The organism is Shigella sp. FC1544, assembly GCF_001722145.1.
Lineage (GTDB): Bacteria > Pseudomonadota > Gammaproteobacteria > Enterobacterales > Enterobacteriaceae > Escherichia > Escherichia coli.
The window spans coordinates 1-827 of record NZ_MECT01000358.1 but is presented as its reverse complement, the minus strand read 5'-3'; the positions used below and the strand labels follow the sequence as shown (position 1 = coordinate 827).

At 41.7% G+C, this 827-nt stretch carries 2 protein-coding genes and 1 pseudogene; all 3 read right to left on the bottom strand.

All coding sequences use genetic code 11. The features are described 5' to 3' along the window. Positions 1 to 278: pseudogene (locus BGK49_RS16315) on the bottom strand (transposase); the annotation flags it as partial. After that, positions 259 to 702 (bottom strand): hypothetical protein, encoded by a 444-nt coding sequence (locus BGK49_RS31155; protein WP_000446048.1) that lies wholly within the window; start codon positions 700 to 702, stop codon positions 259 to 261. The pseudogene BGK49_RS16315 and the gene BGK49_RS31155, both read right to left, overlap by 20 nt. A gap of 1 nt (position 703) precedes the next feature. Continuing rightward, on the bottom strand, positions 704 to 827 hold a 124-nt coding region (locus tag BGK49_RS16305), incomplete at its 5' end, for an IS1 family transposase (RefSeq protein WP_001680212.1).

Here is an 827-nt window from a genome sequence, read left to right as displayed (position 1 = left end):
GACATCAAGAGCGCGGTAGCCTTTTTTAATATTTCATTCTCCATTTCAATGCGTTGTAGCTTTTTCCTCAGCTTACGTATTTCGATTTGTTCTGGTGTTATCGGAGAGGCTTTTGGTGTTTTGCCCTGACGCTCATCACGCAGTTGTTTGACCCATCTTGTCATTGTGGAAAGGCCAACATCCATAGCTTTGGCGGCATCTGCCACCGTGTATTTCTGGTCAACAACCAGTTGAGCGGATTCGCGTTTAAACTCTGCGCTAAAATTTCTTTTTTTCATTGGAGCACCTGTGTTGTTCTGAGGTGAGCATATCACCTCTGTTCAGGTGGCCAAATTCAGTGTGCCACTTCACTGATAAAAGCGCCCTGTACTGGTTAGCAATAGCAAATTTACTACCAGCTGCTCTGATTTCAAGAAAGCTGTACACCTCCCTTATGCCTATATTTTTAACCGGAACACCACCAAAGTATTCACTTATGATTTTCAACCTCTGGTTGTGTCTTTTCATGGTGTTTGTGCTTAATTGTCTACGCTCTATTTCATTTCTGAAATTTAATATCAGCTCGCAGAATAATGTTACGCTATTACCTTTTATTCTATCCAGTAAGCTTATATGTTGCGTGGATAATAATTCCATATTTGCCGCAATAGCCTCATTAACTGCAATTCTTTTGTCTCTTCCGATTCCAGGTGATGACTCCAACTTACTGATAGTGTTTTATGTTCAGATAATGCCCGATGACCTTGTCATGCAGCTCCACCGATTTTGAGAACGACAGTGACTTCCGTCCCAGCCTTGCCAGATGTTGTCTCAGATTCAGATTATGT